The sequence below is a fragment of the Streptomyces sp. NPDC051921 genome, from assembly GCF_040680975.1.
Lineage (GTDB): Bacteria > Actinomycetota > Actinomycetes > Streptomycetales > Streptomycetaceae > Streptomyces.
This window is the reverse complement of record NZ_JBFAXU010000001.1, coordinates 264,328-281,793: the sequence shown is the minus strand read 5'-3', so window position 1 is coordinate 281,793 and position 17,466 is coordinate 264,328. Positions and strand designations below refer to the sequence as shown.

The window sequence follows — 17,466 nt, the reverse complement described above, 5'->3', positions numbered from 1 at the left end:
GTATGCGCGTAGTCATCGCTGGAGGACACGGAAAGATCGCCCTGCGACTGGAGCGGCTGCTCGCCGCGGGCGGACACGAACCGGTGGGCATCGTCCGCCGCCCCGAACAGGAGGCGGACCTGCGGGCGGCCGGCGCCGAAGCGGTCGTCCTGGACCTGGAGTCGGCCTCCGTCGGCGAGGTCGCGGCGGCCCTGGAGGGCGCCGACGCGGCCGTCTTCGCGGCCGGCGCCGGCCCCGGCAGCGGAACGGCCCGCAAGGACACGGTGGACCGCGCGGCGGCGGTCCTCTTCGCGGACGCGGCCGAGGCGGCAGGCGTACGGCGCTTCCTGATCGTCTCCTCGATGGGAGCGGACGCGCGGCACGAGGGCGACGACGTCTTCGACGCCTACCTGCGTGCCAAGGGCGCCGCGGACGACGCCGTCCGCTCCCGCCCGGGCCTCGACTGGACGATCCTGCGCCCCGGCATGCTCACCGACGACGCGGGCACGGGCCTGGTCCGCCTGGAGGTCGCCACCGGCCGCGGCCCCGTGCCCCGCGACGACGTGGCGGCGGTCCTCGCCGAACTCCTGGACACCCCGGCGACGGCCGGCCTGACCCTGGAACTGGTCACGGGCCCGACCCCGGTGTCGGTCGCGGTGAAGGACATCGCGGGCAACTGACCTCCCCGTCAGGGGAGCCGGATCTCCACGCAGGCGGGCCCGTGCGTCGACCGGACGTCGCACTCCTCGGACCCGCCGGTGGTGACGGCGATGATCTGGAAGCCCCAGGCGTCCTGCGGGACCGAGAAGGGCACGCTGACGTGCTGCTCGATCTCGCCCCTGTCGTCGGGCCGGAGGCTGCTGTAGTAGAAGCCCACCTCTCCGATGGGTTCCCGGTCGTCGTCCACGGCCTCCGCGGTGACGGTGACGCTCGCCCACGTGTCCACGCCGTCCGCCCGGACGTCGAAGCTGACGCGCGACGCGGATCTCGGCCCCGCGACCGTCACGTTGGTGACGGTCGGCCGCCCGTTCCCGCCCGCCGCCTTGGAGGCGCCCACGACCGCCACGCTCAGCGCGACCATGTAGAAGATCACTCCGATCACCAGCGTGACCGTCTCCCACACGTTGCCCCGCCGCGTCGGGTGCATGAGCAGGGCCACGATGCTGCACACGATGGCGAGGATGGCGCAGAGCGCGGCGACGAAGATCGGCCACGACTCGTTGTTGAGCGCGACGAACACGACATCACTGGTCAGCCCCAGCGCGGTCATGATCCCGGCGACCGTGACCAGGGCACCGGCGAGGATCTTGGCGACGTCGTCCAGGCGCCGCTTCCCCACCCTGGCCTGGAACTCGCCCAGCGGAGCCTCGCGGTCGTCGCTACCCAGCTCGTTCACCCCGCTCATGGTGGAGCAGTCGGGCCGTACCGGCGTGCACCCGCGCCCGCGGTTGGGCCGAACGAGGACCGCGCCCCCTCCCGCGAGGGAACGAACGAAAACGGCCCCTGATCGCGTTTCCGCAGATCAGGGGCCGTCTCTATCGCGTGGCGGCGCCAGGATTCGAACCTGGGTAGGCTAAGCCGACGGATTTACAGTCCGCTCCCATTGGCCACTCGGGCACACCGCCATGGGATCGCTGCCTCGGAGCCGCTTTTCGGCGGTGCTCCCTGGCAACGACGTAAACAATACCTGATCCCCAGGGGTGCTTCGCCACCGGATTGATCACGGGTCGGCGGCGGTGCGGGTGGCTACGCTTTGTGCTGCACCCATACGGATCCGAGCAAGGAGCCTCACCTCATGGCCGACTCCAGTTTCGACATCGTCTCCAAGGTCGAGCGGCAGGAGGTCGACAACGCCCTCAACCAGGCCGCGAAGGAGATCCAGCAGCGCTACGACTTCAAGGGCACCAACGCCTCGATCTCCTGGTCGGGCGAGAAGATCCTGATGCAGGCGAGCGGCGAGGAGCGGGTCAAGGCGATCCTCGACATCTTCCAGTCCAAGCTGATCAAGCGGGGCATCTCGCTGAAGTCGCTGGACGTGGAGGGCGAGCCGCAGCTGTCCGGCAAGGAGTACAAGCTCTCCGCCTCCATCCAGGAGGGCATCTCCCAGGAGAACGCGAAGAAGGTCGCCAAGGTCATCCGCGACGAGGGCCCCAAGGGCGTCAAGGCGCAGGTGCAGGGCGACGAGCTGCGGGTCAGCTCGAAGAGCCGGGACGACCTGCAGGAGGTCATCGCGCTGCTCAAGGGCAAGGACTTCGACTTCGCGCTGCAGTTCGTGAACTACCGCTAGGCCCGTCGAGCCCCGCGTCCGAAAACCGCCAGCCCCGACCCCCTCCGGGCTCGCACACTGGAACGCATGACGAGCACTCTCTACACCCACGTGAACAGCCCCCTCGGCACGATGCTCCTGGTGGGGCAGGCTGCCGACGGGGGTCACGTCGTGCTGCGGTCGCTGTCCCTGGAGGGCCAGAAGGGCGGCGCCGTCGTCGAGGTCGGCTGGGTCCGCGCGGACGCGGCCTTCGCCGCGATCGCCGGTCAGCTCGACGCGTACTTCGCCGGGCGGCGCGAGGCCTTCGACATCCCGTACGAGGAGACCGGCACCGACTTCCAGCGGAAGGTCTGGCGGGCGCTGGAGGAGATCCCGTACGGGACGACCGTGTCGTACGGGGACATCGCCCGACGGGTCGGCTCCCCGGGCGCCGGGGTACGGGCCGTGGGCACCGCCATCGGGCGCAATCCGCTGCTCGTGGTGCGGCCCTGTCACCGGGTGATCGGGGCCGACGGAAGCCTGCGCGGCTACGCGGCCGGCCTCGACCGCAAGGAGCGGCTGCTCGGGCTCGAGGGGGCCCTGGAGGGAGTCCTCGGGTGACCGAGGGGCTCTTCCCGCGCGAGCGGGGCGAACCGGCGCCGGGCGCGGTGCACGTGCCCGGCTGGCTGTCGTTCGAGCGGCAGCGGGAACTGGTCGCCGCCTGCCGGGAGTTCGGGCGGGGTCCGGCCTCGTACGAGCACACCGTCCTGCCGGGCGGCGGGGTGATGTCGGTGCGCTCGCTCTGTCTGGGGCGGCGCTGGGAGCCGTACCGCTATCTCGGCGAGGAGGACGTCCGCGTCCCCCTGCCGTCCTGGCTGGCCGAGCTCGGGCGGGCGGCGCTCGTCGAGGCCTACGGGGCGCACGGCGGTTTCACGCCGGACACGGCGCTCGTGAACTTCTACGCGGACGGCGCGCGGATGGGCATGCACCAGGACCGGGAGGAGCGGTCGCCCGCTCCGGTCGTGTCGCTGAGCCTCGGCGACACCTGCGTCTTCCGGCTCGGGAACACCGAGAACCGCGGACGGCCCTGGACCGACGTGGAGTTGGCCTCCGGGGACCTGTTCGTCTTCGGCGGGCCCTCGCGCTTCGCGTACCACGGGGTGCCGAAGGTGTACGCGGGCACCGCCGAGCCCGGTCTCGGCCTCGGCGGCCGGCTGAACATCACGCTGCGGGAGACCGGGCTCTGACGCGGTCTCAGCGTTCGCGGGAGTGGCCGAAAACGATGCGGTACGCGATCAGCAGCACGAGCGAGCCGCCGATCGCCGACAGCCAGGTGGCCCCGTCGTAGAAGTCCGCCGTGATCGGGCGGTCCAGGAAGCGGGCCGACAGCCAGCCGCCGAGGAACGCGCCGACGACGCCGATGACCGTCGTGCCGATCAGGCCGCCGGGGTCGCGGCCCGGCAGCAGGATCTTGGCGATGACGCCGGCGAGCAGTCCGAGAACGATCCATCCGATGATGCTCATGCACGGGAGGACGCCCGGCGGTCCCGCCCGGTTGCCGGACCCCCTAATGTGCGGCACATGACACAGGAACTGCGCCGCACGCTCGGAGTGTTCGACGCCGTCGTCATCGGGCTGGGCTCGATGGTCGGCGCGGGGATCTTCGCGGCGCTCGGGCCCGCGGCCGACGCGGCCGGGGCGGGCCTGCTGCCGGCGCTCGCGGTGGCCGCCGTCGTCGCCTACTGCAACGCCATGGCGTCGGCCCGGCTCGCCGCCCTCTATCCGGCCTCCGGTGGCACCTACGTCTACGGCAGGGAGCGGCTGGGCTCGTTCTGGGGCCATCTGGCGGGCTGGGCCTTCGTCGTCGGCAAGACGGCCTCGTGCGCGGCGATGGCGCTGACCGTGGGGGCGTACGTGTGGCCCGAGCACGCGCACGCGGTGGCGGTCGCCGCCGTCGTGGCGCTGACCGCGGTCAACTACGGCGGTGTGCAGAAGTCGGCGCTCCTCACCCGGGTGATCGTGGCCCTGGTCCTGGCCGTCCTCGCCGCCGTCGTGGTCACGACCGCGGGGGCCGGGCAGGTGGACCGGCTCGGGCTGGCCGGGGACGTCCCGGCGGGCGGGGTGCTCCAGGCGGCGGGACTGCTGTTCTTCGCCTTCGCCGGGTACGCGCGGATCGCGACGCTCGGCGAGGAGGTGCGCGACCCGGAGCGGACCATCCCGCGCGCCGTGCCCCTCGCCCTGGGCATCGCCCTCGTCGTGTACGCGTCCGTCGCCGTGTGCGTGCTCGCCGTCCTCGGGCCCGCAGCGCTGGCCTCCTCCGCCGCCCCGCTCGCGGACGCGGCACGGGCCGCGGACGCGGACTGGCTGGTGCCGGTCGTCACGGTGGGGGCGGCGGTGGCGGCGCTCGGCTCGCTGCTCTCGCTGATCCTCGGGGTGTCCCGGACGACGCTCGCGATGGCCAGGGACGGCTACCTGCCGGCCCCGCTGGCGGCCGTGCACCCGCGCTTCTGGGTGCCGCACCGCGCGGAGCTCGCGGTGGGCGCGGTGGTGGCCGTGGTGGCGGCCACGGCGGACGTACGGGGCGCGATCGGCTTCTCGTCGTTCGGCGTGCTGGTCTACTACGCGATCGCCAACGCCTCCGCCTGGACGCTGGGCCGCCGCGAGCGGCCGCTGGCCCTGCTCGGGCTGGCCGGCTGCGGGGCGCTCGCGTTCTCGCTGCCGCCGGCCGCCGTGGTCGCCGGGACGGGGGTGCTCGCGGTCGGCGTGGTGGCGTACGCGGTCAGTCGGGGGCGGCCCGCCTCTCCCCGCTCCTGAGGGCGTCCACGCGCTTCCGGCCCGGCCGAGCCGCCGCGCGGCTCGCAGCCGGTGCGGCCGCGCGGGTCCGCGTAGAGGCCGGTCACGTCCTCGCGGAAGGGCCGGTCACGCGTCGCGGAGGCGACGACTGGGCGCCGGCGGGCCGGCCGGGCCGGGATCGTCCGCTACCGGCCCGCGTAGGGGCCGTACATGGCGCGCGCGTCGTCCGTACGGACGATCTCCTTGCCCAGGGGCAGCAGCGAGACCGGGATCAGCTTGAAGTTGGCGATGCCCAGCGGGATGCCGATGATCGTGATGCAGAGCACGATGCCGGTGGTGATGTGCCCGAGGGCCAGCCACCAGCCGGCGAGGATCAGCCACAGCACGTTCCCGACGCAGGACGGCGCGCCCGCGTCATGGCGGTCGACGACCGTGTGCCCGAAGGGCCACAGGGCGTAGACCCCGATGCGGAAGGCGGCGAGTCCGAAGGGGATGCCGATGATCGTGATGCAGAGCAGGATGCCGGCCAGCAAGTAGCCGAGGAACATCCAGAATCCGCACAGGATCAGCCATATGACGTTCAGAATCGTTTTCACGGGCGTCGACCTGCCATCTGTTCGAGCCGGGCGATGCGCTCGGCCATCGGCGGATGGGTGGAGAACATCTTGGAGATCCCCTGTCCCGGACGGAAGGGGTTCGCGATCATCATGTGGCTCGCGGTCTCGATCTTGGGCTCCGGGGGCAGCGGAAGCTGCTTGGTGCCCGCCTCCAGCTTGCGCAGGGCGCTGGCGAGGGCGAGCGGGTCGCCGGTGAGCTGGGCGCCGGAGGCGTCCGCCTCGTACTCGCGGGAGCGGGAGATGGCGAGCTGGATGACGGAGGCGGCGAGGGGGCCCAGGATCAGGACCAGGAGATAGCCGAGGATGCCGGGACCCTCGTCGTCGTCGGACCGGCCGACCGGGATCAGCCAGGCGAAGTTCACCAGGAACATGATCACCGAGGCGAGGGCGCCGGCGACCGAGGAGATCAGGATGTCCCGGTTGTAGACGTGGCTCAGCTCGTGGCCGATGACGCCGCGCAGCTCGCGCTCGTCGAGGATCGCGAGGATGCCCTCGGTGCAGCACACGGCCGCGTTGCGGGGGTTGCGGCCGGTGGCGAAGGCGTTGGGCGCCTGCGTGGGTGAGATGTAGAGCCGCGGCATGGGCTGGCGGGCCTGGGTGGAGAGCTCGCGGACCATCCGGTACAGCGCCGGGGCCTCGAACTCGCTCACCGGGCGGGCGCGCATGGCGCGCAGCGCCAGCTTGTCGCTGTTCCAGTACGCGTACGCGTTCGTACCGAGCGCGACGACGAGAGCGACGATCAGGCCCGTACGCCCGAAGAAGCTGCCGATGACGATGATGAGGGCGGAGAGCCCTCCGAGGAGTACGGCGGTCCTCAGCCCGTTGTGCCGGCGGTGCACGGTACGCCCTCCAAGTGGTGCGGCAGGGGAACCCTTTGCTCTGTCGGGATCCACTCGGTGCTACTCGTCCAGTGGACCCTTCCCTCCTGGTCAACGCCAGGCGGGAAGCTCGGGTTCCCCAGGTCGCGGGGGGTGCCGTGTGGGCCGTACGGGTGAGGACCGACGGGCCGCGGCCGGAGGGAAGGCCGCGGACCCGCCCGTGATCCGCCGGACGGACCGGGGTCGTGTCCGGAAAGCAGCGCCGTCCGCCCCGCCGGGCGGGGCTCGCCGCGTCCGGTGCCTAGCGCGGTGCCGGGATCGCGAGCTTGTCCAGGCCGGCCTGCTCCAGGGCCGTGGCGACCGGCTCGACCTCGCTGGTGCAGTGGCCGCAGCGGGAGGCGATGGCCGGGATCTCGGTGAAGCAGCGGGGGCAGTCGCGCTTCACGGACTTCGGGTCCTCCGCCTCCTCCTTGGCGAACTTCTCCTGGATCTTGGTCATGGGGACGACGATCAGGAAGTAGAGGACGGCGGCGGTGATCACGAACGCTATCGCGGCGGCGATCGCCAGACCGTACGGGAAGACGGTCTTGCCGACGGTGAACCTGGCCTCGCTGAAGTCACCGACCGAACCGGTGGCGAGACCGATGAGCGGGGTGATGAACGCCTTGCTGAAGCCGGTGACCACGGCCGTGAACGCCGAGCCGACGGCCAGACCGATGGCCATCGTGACGACGTTCCCGCGAAGTATGAAGTCCTTGAAACCGTTCAGCACGGTGGTCCGCTCCTTGAGGTTCTGCTGTGTGGGGGGATCAGAAGAGGCTGTCCGCCGCGAAACGGAGGGCGAACTGCGGATAGCCCGACAGCACGACGCCCGCGACGGCGGTGAGCGCCACGGCCAGCGTGACGGGGGCGGGGACCCCGGCGCGCACCGTACGCGGCTCGCCCTCGGGCGCGGCCTCCGGCGCGCGGAAGAGCAGCGCCGTCCACCGCAGGTAGTAGTAGAGGGCGATCACGACGTTGACGCCCATGATCACGGCGAGCCAGCCGAGGCCGGCGTCGACGGCCGCCGAGAAGACGGTCACCTTGGCGAAGAGGCCGATGATACCCGGGGGCAGACCGGCCAGATTGAGCAGGAAGAAGCCGAGGGCGAGCGCGGCGGCCGGGCTCGCCGCGTACAGGCCGCGGAAGTCGGAGATCCGCGCCTCCGGGTGCGTACGGGCCACGACCGCGACGACCGCGAAGGCGCCGAGGTTCACGACGGCGTACATCAGGGCGTACGCGACCGTCGCGCCGATCTGGTCGTCGCTGGAGTACGCGGCCGCCGCGATCGGCACCAGGAGGTAGCCCGCCTGGGCGACGGACGACCAGGCGAGGAGCCGTACCGCGCTCCACGCGCGCGTGGGGACCTGCCGCAGGGCGGCCACGTTGCCGACGGTCATGGTGAGCGCGGCGAGCACGGCGAGTGCCGGGCCCCACACGTCCGCGTACGACGGGAAGGCGACGACGGTCACCAGGATGAGACCGGTGAGACCGACGGCCTTGCCGACCACGGACAGATAGGCGGCGACCGGCAGCGGGGCGCCGACGTAGGTGTCGGGCACCCAGAAGTGGAACGGGACGGCGGCCGTCTTGAACGCGAAGCCGACCAGGGTCAGCGCCACGCCCGCCTGGGCGAGGGTCTGCAGCTGGCCCGGCACGTCACCGAGCCGCTGGGCGACCTCGGTGAGGTGGAGGGTGCCGGTGGCGGCGTAGACGAAGCTCACACCGAGCAGGGTGACGGCCGTGGCGGTCACGGAGGACAGGAAGAACTTCAGCGCGGACTCGCTGGACATCCGGTCGCCGCGCCGGAGGCCCACGAGCGCGAACGCGGGCAGCGAGGCCACTTCGAGGGCGACCACGAGGGTGGCCAGGTCGCGGGAGGCGGGCATCAGGGCGGCGCCGGCCGCGGAGGAGAGCAGCAGGAACCAGTACTCGCCGGCCGGCAGCCTGTCGCGGGTGTCGGCGAGCGACAGCAGTGCGGTGACCAGCGCCGCGGCGAGCACCAGGAACTGGATGACCAGGGTGAACTGGTCGGCGGTGTAGCTGCAGGCCCGCACCTGGGTGTCGGCCGTGAGGCAGAAGGTCGAGCGGTCGCCGGCGCGCAGCGGCACGAGGAGCAGCAGCGAGGCGGCCAGGCCGGCGACGGAGGTCCAGCCGAGGAGCTGCTTGCGCGCGGTCGGCAGGAAGAGGTCGGCGACGAGCACGGCGAGGGCGACCGCCGCGGTGAGCGTGGGCGGCGCGATCGCCAGCCAGTCGACGGACTGGACGAGGCTGGGCGCTGCGGCCGTGGCGGTCACTGGGTGCCTCCCGCGAGGAGCTGCTGGACGGCCGGGTCGGTGAGGCCGAGGAGGACCGCGGGCCACAGTCCGGCGAGGACGGTGAGGGCGACGAGCGGGGTCCAGGCGGCGAGCTCGTAGCCCTGGACGTCGGCGAGGGCGGTCTCGCCTGCCGGGCGGGGGCCGCCCATGCAGACGCGGCGGACGACGACGAGCAGGTAGGCGGCGGTGAGCAGGGTGCCGAAGCCGCCGATCGCCATGAAGGTGAGGAAGGCGGGCCGGCTGAGTCCCGCCGCCGGCTCGAAGGCGCCGAACAGGGCCAGCATCTCGCCCCAGAAGCCGGCGAGGCCGGGCAGGCCGAGGGAGGCGACGGCGGCGAAGGCGAGGAGCGCGCCGAGGCGGGGGGCACGGCCGTAGAGGGCGGCGCCGGTGGCCCCGGCGAGGGTGTCGAGGTCGGCGGTGCCGTAGCGGTCCTTCAGCGCGCCGACCAGGAAGAAGAGGAGCCCGGTGATGAGGCCGTGGGCGATGTTGGCGAACAGGGCGCCGTTGACCCCGGTGGGGGTCATGGTGGCGATGCCGAGGAGCACGAAGCCCATGTGGCCGACGGAGGAGTACGCGATCAGGCGCTTGAGGTCGCCCTTGCCGCCGGGCTTCGCGAGGGCGAGGCAGGCGAGCGATCCGTAGATGATCCCGGCGACGGCGAAGGCCGCGAGGTACGGGGCGAAGACGCGCATGCCGTCGGGGGTGATCGGCAGCACGATCCGCACGAACCCGTACGTGCCCATCTTCAGCAGGACGCCGGCGAGGAGCACCGAGCCGACGGTGGGGGCGGCGGTGTGGGCGTCCGGCAGCCAGCTGTGCAGCGGCCACATCGGGGTCTTCACGGCGAGCCCGAGGCCGATCGCGAGGACGGCGATGACCTGCACGGACGTGGTGAGTCCACGGCCGTTGTCAGCCGCCAGTGCCACCATGTCGAACGTGCCCGCCTTCACGCCGATGAGGAGCAGGCCGAGCAGCATGACGACGGAGCCGAGCAGCGTGTAGAGGATGAACTTCCAGGCGGCGGCCTGCCGTCCCGCGCCGCCCCAGCGGGCGATGAGGAAGTACATCGGGATGAGGACCATCTCGAAGGCCAGGAAGAACAGGACGAGGTCGAGGACGGCGAAGGTCGCCAGGGTCCCGGACTCGAGGACGAGCAGCAGGGCGACGAAGGCCTTCGGGGAGGGCCCGGAGGGCATCGAGAAGTAGCTGTACAGCGCGCAGAGGAAGGTCAGCAGCGCGGTCAGGACCAGAAGGGGGAGGGAGATGCCGTCGACGCCGAGGTGGATCCGCACGTCGAGTGCCTCGATCCAGGTGATGTCCGTGGTCGCCTGCATCCTCGAGGGCTGGTCGTGGTCGAAGCCGAGGGTCAGGACGATCGCGGCGAGCAGGATCACGCCGGTGACGGTCACGCCGTGGCGGAGCACGGCCTGGTCGGGTGACGTCCCCTTCAGCCCGGGCGGGGCGGGCAGGAGCGCGGCCGCGGCGCCGAGGAGCGGGCCGACGACGACCAGCAGGAGGAGGAACTGCATCACGGATGGGCTGATATCGATCACGGCTCACGCTCCGGCGGCGGCGTTGGCGAGGACGACGGCGACGATCGCCAGGACGACGGAGCCGGCGAGCAGCGCGCTGAGGTAGGTCTGCACGTTGCCGGTCTGGGCCCGGCGGACGAGCCAGCCGAGTCCCTTGGCGCTGTCGCCCGCGCCGCGTACGTAGGTGTCGACGACCTCGCGGTCCAGGAACCGGACCAGGGAGGCGGCGGCGAGCACGGGGCGGACGAAGAGGGTGCGGTAGACGGCGTCCAGGTGGAAGCCGGCGGCGGCGGGCCGGTGCAGCGGGCCGAGCAGGGCGCGGCCCGGGTCGGCCGGGTCCGCCGCGGGGTGCGGCAGGTCCAGCGCCTCGGCCTCGACCTGGCCGCCCTCGGCGTCGGGGTGGGCGACGTGCGGGGCGGGCTCGGCGGCCCCGGCGGCGGCCTGCTGCGACGGTACGGCCGGGGGCGTCGCCGTGACGGCGAGCCGGGCCGTGAGCGAGCGGCGGACCGCGTAGGTGACGGCGGCGCCGACGACCGCGAGGCCCGTGCCGAGGACGGCGGTGGTGACGGTCGGCGTCAGCGGGTTCCCGTCGAACCAGTCGTCGAGGTAGGCGGCGGTCAGACCGAAGCCGAGGGAGGGGACCGCGAGCACCCACAGGACGGTGGTCATGGCGATCGGCTGGCGGCCGTGGTCGGGGGCCTCGGCGCCCTTGCCGCGGAAGGCGAGGAGCCACAGGCGCATCGCGTACGCGGCGGTGAGCAGCGCTGTCAGCAGCCCGGCGACGAGCACGGTCCAGCCGGCCCCGGCGGGGGCGACGGTCTGCTCGCCGGTGGCGGTGTGCTCGGCGGCGACGAGGACGGCCTCCTTGGAGAAGAAGCCGGCGAAGGGTGGGATCGCGGCGAGCGCGAGCAGACCGACGGTCATCGTCCAGTAGGCGTCCGGGATGCGCTTGGTCAGCCCGCTCATGCGGGACATGGCCGAGAGCGAGTTGGTGCCGGCGGCGTGGATGACCGCGCCGGCGGCGAGGAAGAGCAGCGCCTTGAAGGCTCCGTGCGACAGGAGGTGGAAGACGGCGGCCCCGCGGTTGCCGACGGCGAGGGCACCCGCCATGTAGCCGAGCTGGCCGATCGTCGAGTAGGCGAGGACCCGCTTGATGTCGTCCTGGGCGAGCGCGGCGAGCGCCGAGCCGACCATGGTGACGGCGGCCGCCACGGCGAGCACGATCAGCGCTGCGGCGGAGGCGGCGAAGACGGGCAGCAGCCGGGCCACGAAGTAGATGCCGGCGGCGACCATCGTCGCGGCGTGGATGAGCGCGGAGACCGGGGTCGGGCCGGCCATCGCGTCGGGCAGCCACGTGTGCAGCGGGAACTGCGCGGACTTGCCGGCCACGCCGGCGAGCAGCAGCAGCGCCACGAGCGTCGGGTGGTCGAGGCCGCCGGTCGCGACGGCCCCGAGCACGCCGGTGATCCGGAAGGTGCCCGCGTCGGCGGCCAGCGCGAAGAGGCCGATCAGGAAGGGCACGTCACCGAGCTTGGTGACGAGGAAGGCCTTGAGGGAGGCCGAGCGGGCCTCGGGGGTCTCCCAGTAGTGCCCGACGAGGAAGTACGAGCAGATGCCCATGATCTCCCAGCCGACCAGGAGCACCATCAGGTCGCCGGAGTAGACGACCAGCAGCATCGCGGCGGTGAAGAGGGAGACCAGCGCGGCGTACGAGGGGTAGCGCGGGTCGTGGCGCAGATAGCCGGTCGAGTAGACCTGCACGCAGGTGGCGACCACGCCGACCAGGACGGCGACGAGGGCGGCGAAGCCGTCGATGTTCAGGGCCAGGTCGATCGGGACCGAGCCGGTGGGGGTGAGCTCGGTGGCGGCGACGATCGGCCTCCCGCCGCCCTGCCGGGAGGCCACGACGGCGGCCAGTGCGGCGGCGGCGAGCGTGGGCAGCACGGCGAGCGGGCGCACGAAGCCGGGTGCGGTCCGGCCGAGGAGCAGGCCGGCGGCCGAGCCGAGGAAGGGGAGGAGGGGGACGAGGACGGCGAGGGTCGTCGTGGTCACGCGGTGGCCTCGGCCTTCTCGTCGGCGGACGGCTGGTCGGCGGACGCCTCGTCTGCGGTCGGCGCTTCCTTCGTGTCGCGGAGGCGGTCGACGTCCGAGGTGCCGCGGTTGCGGTAGACCATCAGGACGATCGCGAGACCGATGCCGATCTCCGCGGCGGCGATGGCGATGGTGAAGAGGGTGAGCGCCTGGCCGGCGTGCAGGGTGTCGCGGAGCCAGACGTCGAAGGCGACCAGGTTGAGGTTGACGGCGTTGAGCATGAGCTCGACGGACATCAGGACCAGGATCGCGTTGCGCCGGGCGAGGACGCCGTACAGACCGACGGAGAAGAGCAGCGCGGCGAGGACGGCGGGGTAGGCGAGGTGCATCAGCGCGTTTCCTCCGCGTCCTCGGGGGCCTTCTTGCGGGACAGGACGATCGCGCCGACCAGCGCGGCGAGCAGCAGCACCGACAGTGCCTCGAAGGGCAGCACCCAGTGCCGGAAGAGGATCTCGCCGGACACCTCGGTGGAGCCCTGGGCGGGCCCGTCGAGGTCGACCCAGGTCGTACGGAACGCGTCCAGGACCACCCACACCAGGGCGGCCGCCGCGGCCAGCGCCACGGCGAGGGCGACCGGCCGGTTGCCCGAGTCGGAGTCCGGTGAGCGGCCGATGGGGGCCCTGGTGAGCATGAGGCCGAAGAGGAGCAGGACGACGACGGAGCCGACGTAGATCAGCACCTGGACCCAGGCGATGAACTCGGCGGTGAGGAGGAGGTACTCGACGGCGATCCCGCCCAGCGCGACCACGAGCCACAGGGCGGCGTGCACGAGCTGCTTGGTGGTGACGGTGACGACGGCGGCGCCGAGGGTGACGAGCCCGACGAGGAGGAAGGCGATCTCGACGCCGGTGGGCGACAGGAAGCCGTGGCTGTCCGGGGCGGCGAGCTGAGCGGTGAGCGGAGCGGCGAGGATCACTGCGGGCCCCCTTCGTCACCGGAGCCGGCCTGCTGCTGAGCGGCCTGGTCCTGGGCTGCCTGTTCCTGGGCTGCCTGTTCCTGGGCTGCCTGTTCCTGGGCGGCCTGCACGGCGGCCTTCTCCGCCGCCTTGCGGGCCGCGGCGAACTCCTTCGGCTCCTCCGCGCGCGGGTCGAGCGCGGGCGGCTCCGGCACGGTCCACATCCACTCGCGGAGCTTGTCGCGCTCGTGGGTGAGCTCGTGGATGTCGGTCTCGGCGTACTCGAACTCGGGCGACCAGAAGAGCGCGTCGAAGGGGCACACCTCGATGCAGATGCCGCAGTACATGCAGAGCGAGAAGTCGATCGCGAAGCGGTCGAGGACGTTCCGGCTGCGCTCGCGGCCGCCGGGGGCGGCGGGCGGCACCGTCTCCTTGTGGGAGTCGATGTAGATGCACCAGTCGGGGCACTCACGGGCGCACAGCATGCACACCGTGCAGTTCTCCTCGAACAGCCCGATGACCCCGCGGGTGCGGGGCGGCAGTTCGGGCTGCGCGTCGGGGTACTGCGCGGTGACGCTCTTGCGGGTCATCGTGCGGAGGGTGACGGCGAGGCCTTTGGCGAGGCCGGAGCCGGGGATCGGTGCCATGGTTACTGGATCGCCACCTTCACGATGCCGGTGAGCGCGATCTGCGCGAGGGCGAGCGGGACGAGGGTCGTCCAGGCCAGCTTCTGCAGCTGGTCCTCGCGGAGCCGGGGGTAGCTCACGCGCAGCCAGATCACGACGAAGGCCAGGACGGCGGTCTTGAGCAGGGTCCAGACCCAGCCGAGACCGTCGGCGCCGAACGGGCCGTGCCAGCCGCCGAGGAAGAGGACGGTGGTGAGGCCGCAGAGGACGACGATGCCGGCGTACTCGGCGAGCAGGAACAGCGCGAAGCGGAGACCGGTGTACTCGGTGTACGCGCCGAAGATGATCTCCGAGTCGGCGACGGGCATGTCGAACGGCGGGCGCTGGAGCTCGGCGAGCCCGGCGACGAAGAACACGAGCGCGCCGACGATCTGCCAGGGCACCCACCACCACGCGAAGGCGTCGAGGATGCCGGGGAGGGAGACGGTGCCGGCCGCCATGGCGACGGACGCGGCGGCGAGCAGCATCGGCAGCTCGTACGCGAGGAGCTGGGCGGCGGTACGGAGCGCGCCGAGCAGCGAGAACTTGTTGGCGGAGGCCCAGCCGGCCATGAGGGAGCCGAGCACGCCGACGCCCATCACGGCGAGCACGAAGAACACGCCGGCGTCGACCACCTGCCCGACGGCGCCCTCGCTGGGGCCGATGGGGATCGCGACGAGGACGAGCAGGTACGGCAGGAGCGCGACGGCCGGCGCGAGCTGGAACACCCGCCGGTCGGCGTCCTTCGGTACGACGTCCTCCTTCTGCGCGAACTTCACCCCGTCCGCGACCAGCTGCGCCCACCCGTGGAACCCACCGGCGTACATGGGCCCGAGCCGGCCCTGCATGTGCGCCATGACCTTGTGCTCGGTCTGCCCGACGACGAGCGGCAGCACGAGGAAGCACCCGAAGACGACGAGCAGCCGGAGGGCGACGTCGAGTACGTCGTTCACGCGGGATCGCCTCCGGCGGGGTCGGTGGGGGGTGTGGTGGGCTCGCCGCCCGGGGCGGCACGTGGGACATCGGGCTCGCCCTGCGCGGGCGGACCGTCCGGCTCGTCGGCCCCGGCTCCGCCCTGCGCGGGCGCGGCGTCGGCCTCCTGCCCGGCGGGCGCGGCGTCGGCCTCCTGCCCGGCGGGCGCGGCGTCGGCCTCCTGCCCGGCGGGCGCGGCGTCGGCCTCCTGCCCGGCGGGCGGGGCGTCGGCCTCGGCTCCGCCCTGCGCGGGCGGCGGCGGGGCGGGGGCCTCGACCTGGGGGGTCGGGGCCTCGGCGGCCCCCGTCTCCGGGCCTGCGGCCCCGCTCTCGGCGGGTGCGGCCTGCGGTGCCGTGGGCTCCTCGTCGAACGCCGGGCGGGCATGGTGCCACGGGGCGTCCGAGCTGCGCGTACGGGGCGTGGGGGCGGGAGCCTGCGGCGCCGCTTCGGCGGCGCCCTCCCGCTGGCTCGCCGAGCCGGCGCTCGCGCTGCGGGCGCGGCGCGGGGCCGCCGGGGGCGTCGGAGCGGCATCGGCCTGCGCGGACTCCTCGGCGGTGCCCGGCTCCGCCGGGGTCTCCGCGCGCCGGCTCGCCGAGCCGGCGCTCGCCGTGCGGGCGCGCCGGACCGGGGCCGACGGGTCCGTCGGGGCCTGGCTCGCCGAGCCCTCCGCCGCCGTGCGCGAACGGCGCACCGGGGCCGAAGGGTCCGTCGGGGCCTGGCTCGCCGTGCCCTCCGCCGCGGTGCGGGTGCGGCGGGGCGGAGGGGTGGCTTCCGGCTGGCCGGCCGAGCCGTCCGCTGCCGTGCGGGTACGGCGGGCCGGGCGGTCGGCGGCGCCCGCCCGGGCGGGGCGGGTGGGGGCCGGCGGGAGCTGGCCCTTCAGGGGGCCCCATTCGTTGGGGTCGGGGACGCCCGGGGGAAGCATCTGACGGCGCTTCGGGGCGTGGGGGTCGTGGGACTCGCCCGGTTCCTTCGCGCCCGGCCATGCCTTGGCGACGCGGGCGGCGAGGACGAAGTCCTTGCGCAGGGGGTGGCCCTCGAAGTTCTCGGGGAGGAGGAGGTGGACCAGGTGCGGGTGGCCCGTGAAGGTCACGCCGAACATCTCGTACGTCTCGCGCTCGTGCCATCCGGCGCCCGCGTACACCTCCACCGCGGAGGGGAGGGTCGCGGCGGCGTGCGGGACCGTCGTGCGGAGCAGCAGGCGGCGCACGTTGCCCCGGTCCACCGACGCCACGTGCGCGCAGACGCGGAAGCCCGTGCCCGGCTCGTCGACCGCGCTCAGCCAGTCGAAGTACGTCAGCCCGAGCTTGTCCCGCGCGATCTCCAGCGCGGCGATCCACGACGCCGTCGGGACGTCGACGGTCAGCAGGTCGTACGCCCGCTCCGCGGTCGCCTCCTCGCCGAAGACCTCCGTGACGGAGTCCGGCAGCGCGTCGTAGGCGTTCGTGTCGTACTCGTTCACCGGCCCTCGCCTCCTGCCGGCTTCGGGGGCTCGACCAGTCCGCTGGTCAGCTGCGCCACGGACGGCTCCCCGGCTCCGTAGCGCTCGCCCAGGCTCTCCTTCGCGATCTTCTCCTGGAGCTTGAGGATGCCCTGGAGCAGGGCTTCCGGGCGCGGCGGGCAGCCGGGTACGTAGACGTCGACCGGGATGATCTGGTCCACGCCCTTCGTCACCGAGTACGAGTCCCAGTAGGGACCGCCGCAGTTCGAGCAGGCGCCGAAGGAGATGACGTACTTCGGCTCGGGCATCTGCTCGTACAGGCGCTTCACCGCCGGTGCCATCTTGTCCGTCACCGTGCCGGAGACGATCATCAGGTCGGCCTGGCGCGGGCCCGGCGCGAAGGGGATCACGCCGAGCCGGATGAAGTCGTGGCGGGCCATCGACGCGGCGATGAACTCGATCGCGCAGCAGGCGAGGCCGAAGTTGAAGACCCACAGGCTGTAGCGGCGGCCCCAGTTCAGGACCACCTTCATCGGCTCGGGTGCCAGGCGGGCCAGCGTGCCCAGCTTCGGGGCCGGCAGGGGTGTTACGTCCATGCCAGAACGCCCTTCTTGTACGCGTACAGCAGTCCCACGGCGAGGAAGCCGAGGAAGATGAACATCTCGACCAGCGTCGTCGCGCCGAAGCCGGGCGCGGCGAAGACCGTCGCCCAGGGGAAGAGGAAGATCGAGTCGACGGCGAAGATCACGTAGAGGAAGGCGTACACGTAGTAGCGGACCTGCGTGTGGGCCCACCCCTCCCCCACCGGGTCGACACCGCACTCGTAGGTGAGGAGCTTCTCGGGGGTCGGTACGACGGGCCTCAGCAGCCGGGCCGCGCCGAACGCGACCGCCACGAAGAGCACGCCGATGACGGCGAGCAGTCCGACGACGGAATACGTCTGGAAATAGTCCGCCGCGTGACCCGCCGCTTGGTCCGCCGCGACAACGGTCGGTTCCCGCACGTCCGCCCCTCGGTCTCGGTGTCTCATGGTTTACGTCGCTTACGCACGCGAGTCTAGGCCC

At 72.7% G+C, this 17,466-nt stretch carries 20 protein-coding genes and 1 tRNA gene; 5 read left to right on the top strand and 16 right to left on the bottom strand.

Annotation, left to right across the window (positions count from 1 at the left end):
- Positions 1–2 precede the first annotated feature (2 nt).
- Complete coding sequence (locus AB0M16_RS01360) at positions 3–659, top strand: SDR family oxidoreductase (RefSeq protein ID WP_365337474.1); 657 nt, start codon at positions 3–5, stop codon at positions 657–659.
- Positions 660–667: 8 nt separating this feature from the next.
- On the opposite strand, the gene AB0M16_RS01355 is transcribed toward AB0M16_RS01360, so the two are convergent.
- Together AB0M16_RS01355 and AB0M16_RS01350 are read right to left on the bottom strand one after the other, a co-directional pair.
- A complete protein-coding gene (locus AB0M16_RS01355) occupies positions 668–1,375 on the bottom strand; it encodes a hypothetical protein (protein ID WP_365337472.1) in 708 nt (235 codons plus the stop codon).
- 147 nt (positions 1,376–1,522) lie between these two features.
- Positions 1,523–1,604: transfer RNA gene (locus AB0M16_RS01350), tRNA-Tyr, on the bottom strand.
- 170 nt (positions 1,605–1,774) lie between these two features.
- Here AB0M16_RS01350 and AB0M16_RS01345 point away from each other — a divergent pair.
- From AB0M16_RS01345 to AB0M16_RS01335, 3 genes are all read left to right on the top strand, one after another.
- Entirely contained in the window at positions 1,775–2,266 is a 492-nt protein-coding gene (locus AB0M16_RS01345) for a YajQ family cyclic di-GMP-binding protein (RefSeq protein WP_365337470.1), read from the top strand.
- A gap of 66 nt (positions 2,267–2,332) precedes the next feature.
- Positions 2,333–2,845, top strand: coding sequence for a methylated-DNA--[protein]-cysteine S-methyltransferase (locus AB0M16_RS01340; RefSeq protein WP_365337468.1), 513 nt, complete (start codon positions 2,333–2,335; stop codon positions 2,843–2,845).
- Positions 2,842–3,471 (top strand): alpha-ketoglutarate-dependent dioxygenase AlkB, encoded by a 630-nt coding sequence (locus AB0M16_RS01335; protein ID WP_365337466.1) that lies wholly within the window; start codon positions 2,842–2,844, stop codon positions 3,469–3,471. The genes AB0M16_RS01340 and AB0M16_RS01335 overlap by 4 nt, the downstream gene beginning before the upstream one ends.
- 7 nt (positions 3,472–3,478) lie before the next feature.
- Here AB0M16_RS01335 and AB0M16_RS01330 read toward each other — a convergent pair whose 3' ends face one another.
- Positions 3,479–3,748 (bottom strand): GlsB/YeaQ/YmgE family stress response membrane protein, encoded by a 270-nt coding sequence (locus AB0M16_RS01330; protein ID WP_365337464.1) that lies wholly within the window; start codon positions 3,746–3,748, stop codon positions 3,479–3,481.
- Positions 3,749–3,805: 57 nt separating this feature from the next.
- Between AB0M16_RS01330 and AB0M16_RS01325 the strand changes: the two genes are divergently transcribed.
- Complete coding sequence (locus AB0M16_RS01325) at positions 3,806–5,038, top strand: amino acid permease (RefSeq protein WP_365337462.1); 1,233 nt, start codon at positions 3,806–3,808, stop codon at positions 5,036–5,038.
- A 164-nt stretch (positions 5,039–5,202) separates the two neighbouring features.
- Here AB0M16_RS01325 and AB0M16_RS01320 read toward each other — a convergent pair whose 3' ends face one another.
- The 13 genes from AB0M16_RS01320 to AB0M16_RS01260 form a co-directional block, all read right to left on the bottom strand.
- Positions 5,203–5,613, bottom strand: coding sequence for a YccF domain-containing protein (locus AB0M16_RS01320; RefSeq protein ID WP_365337460.1), 411 nt, complete (start codon positions 5,611–5,613; stop codon positions 5,203–5,205).
- Complete coding sequence (gene htpX / locus AB0M16_RS01315; RefSeq protein WP_365337458.1) at positions 5,610–6,473, bottom strand: zinc metalloprotease HtpX; 864 nt, start codon at positions 6,471–6,473, stop codon at positions 5,610–5,612. The genes AB0M16_RS01320 and htpX overlap by 4 nt, the downstream gene beginning before the upstream one ends.
- 280 nt (positions 6,474–6,753) lie before the next feature.
- Positions 6,754–7,224 carry a large conductance mechanosensitive channel protein MscL gene (gene mscL / locus AB0M16_RS01310; protein ID WP_365337456.1) on the bottom strand — a complete coding sequence of 157 codons (471 nt, stop codon included), beginning with the start codon at positions 7,222–7,224 and terminating at the stop codon, positions 6,754–6,756.
- Between the two features lie 37 nt (positions 7,225–7,261).
- Complete coding sequence (locus tag AB0M16_RS01305; protein WP_365337454.1) at positions 7,262–8,788, bottom strand: NADH-quinone oxidoreductase subunit N; 1,527 nt, start codon at positions 8,786–8,788, stop codon at positions 7,262–7,264.
- A complete protein-coding gene (locus AB0M16_RS01300) occupies positions 8,785–10,338 on the bottom strand; it encodes an NADH-quinone oxidoreductase subunit M (RefSeq protein ID WP_365337942.1) in 1,554 nt (517 codons plus the stop codon). Before AB0M16_RS01300 ends, AB0M16_RS01305 begins: the two co-directional genes overlap by 4 nt.
- A gap of 27 nt (positions 10,339–10,365) precedes the next feature.
- Positions 10,366–12,393 carry an NADH-quinone oxidoreductase subunit L gene (locus tag AB0M16_RS01295; protein WP_365337452.1) on the bottom strand — a complete coding sequence of 676 codons (2,028 nt, stop codon included), beginning with the start codon at positions 12,391–12,393 and terminating at the stop codon, positions 10,366–10,368.
- On the bottom strand, positions 12,390–12,761 hold the full coding sequence (gene nuoK / locus AB0M16_RS01290; protein WP_365337450.1) for an NADH-quinone oxidoreductase subunit NuoK: 372 nt from the start codon (positions 12,759–12,761) through the stop codon (positions 12,390–12,392). Before nuoK ends, AB0M16_RS01295 begins: the two co-directional genes overlap by 4 nt.
- Complete coding sequence (locus tag AB0M16_RS01285) at positions 12,761–13,348, bottom strand: NADH-quinone oxidoreductase subunit J (protein WP_365337448.1); 588 nt, start codon at positions 13,346–13,348, stop codon at positions 12,761–12,763. Before AB0M16_RS01285 ends, nuoK begins: the two co-directional genes overlap by 1 nt.
- A complete protein-coding gene (locus AB0M16_RS01280; RefSeq protein WP_365337446.1) occupies positions 13,345–13,974 on the bottom strand; it encodes an NADH-quinone oxidoreductase subunit I in 630 nt (209 codons plus the stop codon). The genes AB0M16_RS01285 and AB0M16_RS01280 overlap by 4 nt, the downstream gene beginning before the upstream one ends.
- A 2-nt stretch (positions 13,975–13,976) precedes the next feature.
- Positions 13,977–14,945 (bottom strand): complex I subunit 1 family protein, encoded by a 969-nt coding sequence (locus tag AB0M16_RS01275; protein ID WP_365337444.1) that lies wholly within the window; start codon positions 14,943–14,945, stop codon positions 13,977–13,979.
- A complete protein-coding gene (locus AB0M16_RS01270) occupies positions 14,942–16,423 on the bottom strand; it encodes an NADH-quinone oxidoreductase subunit C (RefSeq protein ID WP_365337442.1) in 1,482 nt (493 codons plus the stop codon). Before AB0M16_RS01270 ends, AB0M16_RS01275 begins: the two co-directional genes overlap by 4 nt.
- Positions 16,420–16,998 (bottom strand): NADH-quinone oxidoreductase subunit B family protein, encoded by a 579-nt coding sequence (locus AB0M16_RS01265; protein ID WP_365337440.1) that lies wholly within the window; start codon positions 16,996–16,998, stop codon positions 16,420–16,422. Before AB0M16_RS01265 ends, AB0M16_RS01270 begins: the two co-directional genes overlap by 4 nt.
- Entirely contained in the window at positions 16,989–17,432 is a 444-nt protein-coding gene (locus AB0M16_RS01260; protein WP_365337438.1) for an NADH-quinone oxidoreductase subunit A, read from the bottom strand. Before AB0M16_RS01260 ends, AB0M16_RS01265 begins: the two co-directional genes overlap by 10 nt.
- Between the last annotated feature and the right edge of the window lie 34 nt (positions 17,433–17,466).